An 8,172-nucleotide genomic window follows, 5' to 3' on the forward strand; every position below is an offset into this window, starting at 1 on the left:
CTGACCACTGCCGACGTGGACCTCGTGGAGGCACACGGCACCGGCACCCGGCTGGGAGACCCCATCGAGGCCCAGGCACTGCTGGCGACGTACGGTCAGGACCGGCCCGAGGGCCGGCCGCTGTGGCTGGGCTCCATCAAATCCAACATCGGGCATACCCAGGCCGCCGCCGGTGTCGCCGGAATCATCAAGACCATCATGGCCATGCGGTACGGCACACTGCCTGCCAGCCTGCACGTGGACGAGCCCACACCGGAAGTCGACTGGTCCGCGGGAGCGGTCGAACTGCTCACCCAGGCCCGCCCCTGGCCCGCCACCGGCCGACCCCGCCGCGCCGCCGTCTCCAGCTTCGGTATCAGCGGCACCAACGCCCACGTCATCCTTGAAGCGGGCGCCGACACCACAGCCGCAGCCGTACCCGGGACCGACCCGACAACCGACCCGACCGACCCGCCCCGTCCGACCGGTGCCGCCTCCCCGCTGGTCCCCGGCGCCACAGTGGTGCCGTGGATGCTGTCCGCCCGTGGCGAGGACGCCCTCCGGGCACAGGCGGAACGGCTGCGGGACTTTCTGCGTGACCGACCGGAGCCGAGCCTGGCCGACATCGGCCTGTCGCTGGCCACCACCCGCGGCGCGTTGGACGATCGGGCCGTCGTCCTGGGTGCGGACAGGCAACAGATGCTGGACGGGCTGGCGGCGCTCGCCGCCGGTGAACCGTCCGCCCGGCTGGTGCTGGGGCAGGCCCGGCCCCGTCGGCCCAGTGTTGTGTTCGTCTTCCCCGGCCAGGGATCGCAGTGGGAGGGGATGGCCGTCGCGTTGATGGACAGCTGCCCGCTGTTCGCCGCGTCGATCGCCCGTTGCGGGCAGGCGCTCGCCCTGGTGGTGGACTGGGACCTCGAAGAGGTGTTGCGCGACGGTACGTTCGAGCGGGTCGACGTCATCCAGCCGGCGCTGTGGGCGGTGATGGTGTCGCTGGCAGAGCTGTGGCGCGCGTGCGGTGTGAGTCCGGCCGCTGTGGTGGGCCATTCCCAGGGCGAGATCGCGGCGGCGTGTGTGGCCGGTGTGCTGTCGCTGGAGGACGGGGCGCGTGTGGTCGCGCTGCGCAGCAGGGCCCTGCTGGCCCTGGCCGGACAAGGGACCATGGCCTCGGTGTTCGCCTCTGCCGAGCAGACCGAGCAGCTCATGGCCGGTGGGGAGGGCCGGCTGTCGGTGGCGGCGGTGAACGGACCGGAGAGCACTGTTGTCTCCGGGGAGACCGGCGCGATCGAGGAGTTCCTCGACCGGTGCGAGAAGCAGCAGATCAGGGCCCGGCGTATCCCGGTGGACTACGCCTCGCACTCGGACCAGGTGGAGGCTGTCAGCGACCAGATCCGCGAGGCCCTGTCCGGTGTGACCGGCCGGGCGGGTGACGTTCGGCTGTTCTCCACGGTGACCGGTGAGTGGGCCGTGGGCGAGGAGCTGGACGGCGAATACTGGCTGCGCAACCTGCGTCAACCGGTACGGTTCCACCAGGCGGTGGGGAGCCTCGCGGAGCAGGGTCATGACCTGTTCATCGAGGTGAGCCCGCACCCGGTGCTCACCATGGGCCTGGATGACAGCGTGGCGACGGTCGCCCCGTCTGCTGCCGGAGTGGTAGCCACCCTGCGGCGGGACGAGGGGGACTGGGCCCGGTTCGTCGCCTCCCTGGCCCAGGTCCACGCGTACGGGCAGTCGGTGGACTGGCCCGCTGTCTTCGGCCCGGCGCGCGTTGTGGAGCTGCCGACCTATGCCTTCCAGCACCGTGGTTACTGGCTGTCGGACATCGGCGGCCGGACCCCCGACGTGGCCGCGGCCGGCCTGGATCCCGCAGAGCACCCACTGCTGGGCGCGGCCGTGGAGACGGCCGTCGGCGAACAGGTTCTGCTGACAGGTCGGCTGTCGACGGCCACCCACCCCTGGCTCGTGGACCATGTGATCGGTGGCACTGTGCTTCTGCCGGTCTCCGCCTTCGTCGAGATGGCGCTCCGCGCCGGTCGGCAGGTGGGCCTGCCCCGCCTCGACGAACTGACGCTGCACACACCACTGGTGGTGTCGGCGGCGGACGTCGTCCGGCTCCAGGTACAGCTCGACGCCGACGACGGAGCGGGCCGCCGCCCGGTGCAGGTGTTCGCACGGACCGCGGACACACCGTGGGTCCGCCACGCCAGCGGCACCCTGACCGCCGACGCCCCCGCCGACTTCGGCCTGCTCGTGTGGCCGCCCGTCGGCGCGATCCCACTGCCGGTCGAGAGTCACTACGACCACCTCGCGGCCCTGGGCTACGCCTATGGGCCCGCCTTCCGGGCCTTGCGCGCGGCCTGGCGCGACGGCGACGATCTGTACGCAGAGGTGGCGCTCGACGAGAGCCAGAACACCACCGGCTACGGACTTCACCCGATCCTGCTGGACGCGGCCGCGCAGACCCTGACGCTCGGCGACCCGACCGACGGCGACGGCGGTACCCGTATGCCGTTCGCCTGGACCGGGGTCACACTCCACACCCCCGGCAGCGGTACGGCCCGGGTGAAGGTGAGCCCCGTCGGGGACTCGGCCGTGACCATCCAGATCGCGGACGCGGCCGGACAGCCCGTGGCGTCGGTGGAGTCACTGGTGTTGCGGCCGGTGTCCCTGCAGCAGATCGCCGCGGCGAGTGGTGTGACCCAGAACTCGCTGTTCCAGGTGGAATGGACGGACGTCGCACCGGCCCGTGCGGCCACCAGCGGCGACGGAGACCGGCTGGTGCTGCGGAGCGGGGACGAGCTGGACGCGCTGCGCAGGGCCGTCGCGGACGGACAGCCGGCACCCGCGCTGGCCGCCTTCGTCTGCGCCGATCCGGGCGCCACCGACGCGACCGGAGACGAATGCGCGCAGGCGGTACGCACCACAGCCGCCGGCGTGCTGGACGTGATCCGGGACTGGCTCGCCGACGACAGGCTCGAAGAGTCCCGTCTCGCGGTCGTCACCCGCCGCGCGGTCGTGACCGGCACCGACGGGGCCGGTGACCTCAACCTGGCCCAGACCCCCGTATGGGGCCTGGTGCGCTCCGCGCAGGCCGAGAACCCGGGGCGGTTCTTCCTTGTGGACGTCGACGACCTCGATGCCGTACCCGATGTTCTCTCTCGCCTGGAGGAGCTGGACGAGCCTCAAGTAGCGGTACGCGGCGGACAGTTCACCGCACCACGCCTCGCCCGCCCGGCCACACCGCCCGCCGGCACCGACAAGGGTGCCGCCCTGGCAGCCGGGCAGTGGGACACCGACGGTACGGTCCTGCTCGTCGGAGCCTCCGGCGGCCTGGGGCAGGTGCTGGCCAGGCACCTTGTCACCGAACGAGGGTTCAGGCGGCTGGTGCTGACCAGCCGTCGAGGCGAGGCCGCGGAAGGAATGGCCGAACTGCGCGCCGAACTCACCGGGACCGGTGCCGTGGTCGACATCGTGGCCTGCGACGCCACGGACCGGGACGCGCTCACCGCCGTACTCGACTCGATACCCGAGCGGCACCCACTGGTCGCCGTGGTGCACGCGGCGGCCGTACTGGACGACGGCATCGTGACGGCACTGACACCCGCCCGGCTCGACCGCGTACTCCGCCCCAAGGTCGACACCGCGCTCCTGCTGGACGAGCTGACCAGGGGGCTCGACCTGTCGGCGTTCGTGCTGTTCTCCTCCCTCTCCAGCACCCTGGGCAGTCCCGGTGTGGCGAACTACGCGGCCGCCAACGCCTTCCTCGACGGATTGGCACAACGCCGCCGCGCCGCGGGCCTGCCCGCCACCTCCCTGGCATGGGGGCTGTGGGCGCAGAGCGGCGGGATGGGCGACCGGCTGTCCGACGTGGACCTGAGCCGGATGTCCCGCGGTGGTGTGACGGCGCTGACCTCCACGGAGGGGCTGGCCCTGTTCGACCGGGCGCTCACCCTCGACCGGGCCGTGCTGGTCCTCGCCAAGCTCGACCTCGCGGAGCTGCGCCGGCTCGCCCCCTCCGGCGACCTGCCCGCGCTCCTGCGCGATCTGGTGCCCAGCTCCGCCCGCCCGGACGCGCGGACGGCGGACGCCCGTACACCGGCGCTCGCCGAGCGCCTCGCCGCACTGGGCGGGGAGGAACGGGCTCGGGCACTGCTGGATTTGGTACGCAACCAGGCGGCCGCCGTGCTCGGCCACGCGGACTCCACCGCGGTCCAGGCGGGCACCTCCTTCCGCGACATCGGCGCCGACTCGCTGGCCGCCGTACAGATCCGCAACCGGCTGAACGCGGCAACTGGCCTGCGCCTGAAGGCGACTCTGGTCTTCGACCACCCCACCCCCGCCGCGGTCGCCCGCCTGCTCCACGACGAACTGGCCCCGGAGCCCACCGACGCCCAACCGGGGGTCTTCGCGGACCTGGACACCCTGGAGACCGCACTCGCAGCCCTCGCCGACCCCGACGACGCGGTACGCGGCCGAGTGACGGCCCGGCTGAAGTCACTGTTGTGGAAATGGACCGACACCCAGGGCGGCGACGACCCGAGCGGTAGCGAGGTGAGTGACGATACGGACCCCGTCAGCGACGACGAGATGTTCGACCTCATCGACAAGGAACTCGGAAACCTCTGACCCGGCTGTCCGCTGGTCGATTACTGAAGGAACGTGAGATCGACATGACCAACGAAGACAAACTTCGGGACTACCTCAATCGGGTCATGGGCGAACTGCGCCAGACCCGGGCACGGTTGAACGAGGTGGAGGCGCGGGACCACGAGCCGATCGCCATCATCGGGATGAGCTGCCGCTTCCCCGACGGCGTACAGAGCCCCGAGGATCTGTGGCAGGTGCTCGTCGACGAGCGGCACTGCCTGACGGAGTTCCCCACCGACCGCGGTTGGGACCTGGAGTCGCTGCACGACCCGGACCCCGGACAATCGGGTACCTCGCACACCCGCATGGGCGGATTCATCCACGACGCCGCCCAGTTCGACCCCGAGTTCTTCGGCATCTCGCCGCGTGAGGCCCTGGCCATGGACCCGCAGCAGCGGCTGCTGCTGGAGACGTCCTGGGAGGTGTGGGAACGGGCCGGACTGGACCCGGCGGCCCTGCGCGGCAGCCGGACCGGTGTGTTCATCGGCTGCAATGACCAGGACTACGCGACCCGGCTGCGCTCCGTACCCGACGGCGTCGAGGGCTACCTCGCCACCGGCAACCTGGCCAGTGTGCTGTCGGGCCGGCTGTCGTACACCTTCGGTCTGGAGGGCCCCGCCGTCACGGTGGACACGGCCTGCTCGTCGTCCCTGGTGGCGCTGCACCTGGCGGCCAAGGCCCTGCGGTCCGACGAGTGCTCGCTCGCCGTGGCCGGTGGTGTGTCCGTGATGGCCGCCCCCGGGACCTTCCAGGAGTTCTCGCGGCAGCGCGGGCTCGCCCGTAACGGCCTGTGCAAGGCATTCGCGGACGCGGCCGACGGTACCGGGATGGCTGAGGGCGTCGGCGTGCTGCTCCTTGAGCGGCTGTCGGACGCCCAGCGCAACGGCCACGAGGTACTGGCCGTGCTGCGCGGCAGCGCGGTCAACCAGGACGGTGCCTCCAACGGACTGACCGCGCCGAACGGCCCCTCCCAGGAAGATGTGATCCGCCAGGCCCTGGACAACGCCAGGCTCACCCCCGACAGTGTGGACGTGGTCGAGGCGCACGGCACCGGTACGAAGCTGGGCGACCCGATCGAGGCCGAGGCGCTGTTGGCCACCTACGGCCAGGACCGACCCGAGGAACGGCCGTTGTGGCTGGGGTCGGTCAAGTCGAACATCGGGCACACCCAGGCGGCGGCGGGCGTGGCCGCTGTGATCAAGATGGTCATGGCCCTGCGACGGGAGACACTGCCGGCCACGTTGCACGTCGACCGGCCTTCCAGCCAGGTCGACTGGTCGTCCGGCGCGGTCAGCCTGCTGACCGCCGCCCGGCCGTGGGCCCGCAACGGCCGACCACGCCGGGCAGGCGTCTCCGGCTTCGGTGTCAGTGGGACCAACGCGCACGCCATCCTGGAGGAGGCGCCGACCGCACCGACCCGGGGTGGGTCCCCCGCCCCGGAGACACCGGCCGGGACGGATACGGGACAGCCGCTCGACGCGGTGGCTCCGGTGGACCGGACGCTGCCCGCGGTGCCCTGGGTGCTGTCCGGCCACACCGCCGAGGCGCTGCGCGCACAGGCACGACGCCTCCACGACACAGTGGCTGCCAACGCCAACGCCAACGCCAACGCCGAGCCGAGCCCTCTTGACCTGGGATGGTCGCTGGCCACCACACGGTCGTCACACCGGCACCGCGCGGTCGTGGTCGGATCCGACCTCCCGCAGCTGCTGCGGGGCGTGGACGCGCTGGCCTCCGATACGCCCGCCGCACACCTGGTACGAGGTGCCGCCGGCGACGGCAGGACCGCGTTCGTCTTCCCGGGACAGGGTTCGCAATGGGTCGGCATGGCACGCGAACTCGTGGACAGCTCACCGGCGTTCGCCGAACGTCTCCGGGAGTGCGAGGAAGCGCTCTCCCCCCACGTGGACTGGTCGCTGCGCGAGGTGCTGAACGGCTCCGACCTCGAAAAGGTCGACGTGGTGCAGCCCGTGCTGTGGGCCGTGATGGTGTCGCTGGCAGCGCTCTGGGAGTCCCACGGGGTACGTCCGGACGCGGTGGTCGGACACTCGCAGGGCGAGATCGCGGCGGCGTGTGTGGCCGGTGCGCTGTCGCTGGAGGACGGGGCGCGCGTGGTCGCGCTGCGCAGCCGGGCCCTGGGGGTCCTGGCCGGGCGCGGTGGTATGGCGTCACTGGCGCTTTCCGCGGCGGAGACCTCGGCCCGGCTGGCGGACTACCAGGACCGGATCTCCGTCGCCGCGGTCAACGGGCCGTACTCGACCGTGGTGTCGGGCGACGTCGAACCACTGCACGAACTAGTGGCGGCCTGTGAGGATGACGGGGTGCGCGCACGGATCGTACCGGTGGACTACGCCTCGCACAGCACACACGTGGAGGAGATACGCGACACGCTCCTCGAACTGCTCGCCCCGGTGACGCCGCGCCCGGCCAGGGTGCCGTTCTTCTCGACCGTAACCGGCGAGTGGATCGACACCACCGTGATGGATGCCGCGTACTGGTACCGCAACCTGCGCCGGACCGTGCGGTTCGACGTGGCCACCCGGACGCTGGTCGAGGAGGGCTTCGGGCTGCTGATCGAGGTCAGCCCGCACCCGGTGTTGACCGTCGGGATGCAGGAGAGCATCGAGGCGGCCGACGGGAACTGCGCCGTGCTCGGAACGCTGCGCCGGGGCGAGGGCGGGTTCGACCGCTACCTGCTGTCGCTGGGCGCGGCACACACGCACGGTGCCGGGGTGGACTGGCGGGTGGTTTTCGAGGGTACGGGTGCGGGTCGGGTGGAGTTGCCGACGTATGCCTTTCAGCGGCGACGTTTCTGGCTGGATGGTGGGCGTGGTGGTGTTGGTGGTGTGGTGTCGGCGGGGTTGGGGGTGGTGGGTCATCCGTTGTTGGGTGTGGTGGTTGAGGTGGCGGGTGGTGGTGGGACGTTGTTGAGTGGCCGGTTGTCGGTGGCGGCGTATCCGTGGCTGGCTGATCATGCGGTGTTTGGTTCGGTGTTGGTGCCTGGTGCGGTGTTTGTGGAGTTGGCGTTGTGTGCGGGTGGGTTGGTTGGTTGTGGTTTTGTGGAGGAGTTGACGCTTCAGGCTCCGTTGGTGTTGCCGGTGGAGGGGGGTGTTCAGGTTCAGTTGGTGGTGGAGGCGCCGGATGGGCGGGGGTGTCGGGCGTTTGTGGTGTATGGGCGGTTGGATGAGGCTGCTGGTGGTGGTGTGGAGTGGCGGGGGTATGCGTCGGGTGTGCTGGCGGCGGATGTTGGTCGGTGGGGGGAGGTGGAGGGGCTGGGGCAGTGGCCGCCTGTGGGTGCTGAGGTGGTGCCGGTTGATGGTTTGTATGAGTTGTTGCGTGGTGTGGGTTATGAGTATGGTCCGGCGTTTCAGGGGTTGCGGCGTGTGTGGCGTCGTGGTGGGGAGCTGTTTGCCGAGGTGATGCTGGCTGAGGAGTTGGTCGGCGGGGCGGGTGGTTTCGGTATTCATCCGGTTTTGTTGGATGGTGCGTTGCAGACGTCGGCGGTGGCTTTGCTGGCTGGTGCTGGTGCTGGTGCTGGTGCTGGTG

General features: G+C 70.9%; 2 protein-coding genes. Both read left to right on the forward strand.

What is annotated here, in order from left to right; translation table 11 throughout:
* Nucleotides 1-15: 15 nt before the first annotated feature.
* Nucleotides 16-4,605, forward strand: coding sequence for a type I polyketide synthase (locus ACIP8W_RS31500; RefSeq protein ID WP_402205816.1), 4,590 nt, complete (start codon nt 16-18; stop codon nt 4,603-4,605).
* Nucleotides 4,606-4,649: 44 nt separating this feature from the next.
* Nucleotides 4,650-8,172: type I polyketide synthase (locus tag ACIP8W_RS31505; RefSeq protein WP_402205818.1), on the forward strand; the 3,523-nt coding region annotated here is incomplete at its 3' end.

The sequence above is a fragment of the Streptomyces sp. NPDC088554 genome (assembly GCF_044752945.1).
Taxonomy (GTDB): domain Bacteria; phylum Actinomycetota; class Actinomycetes; order Streptomycetales; family Streptomycetaceae; genus Streptomyces.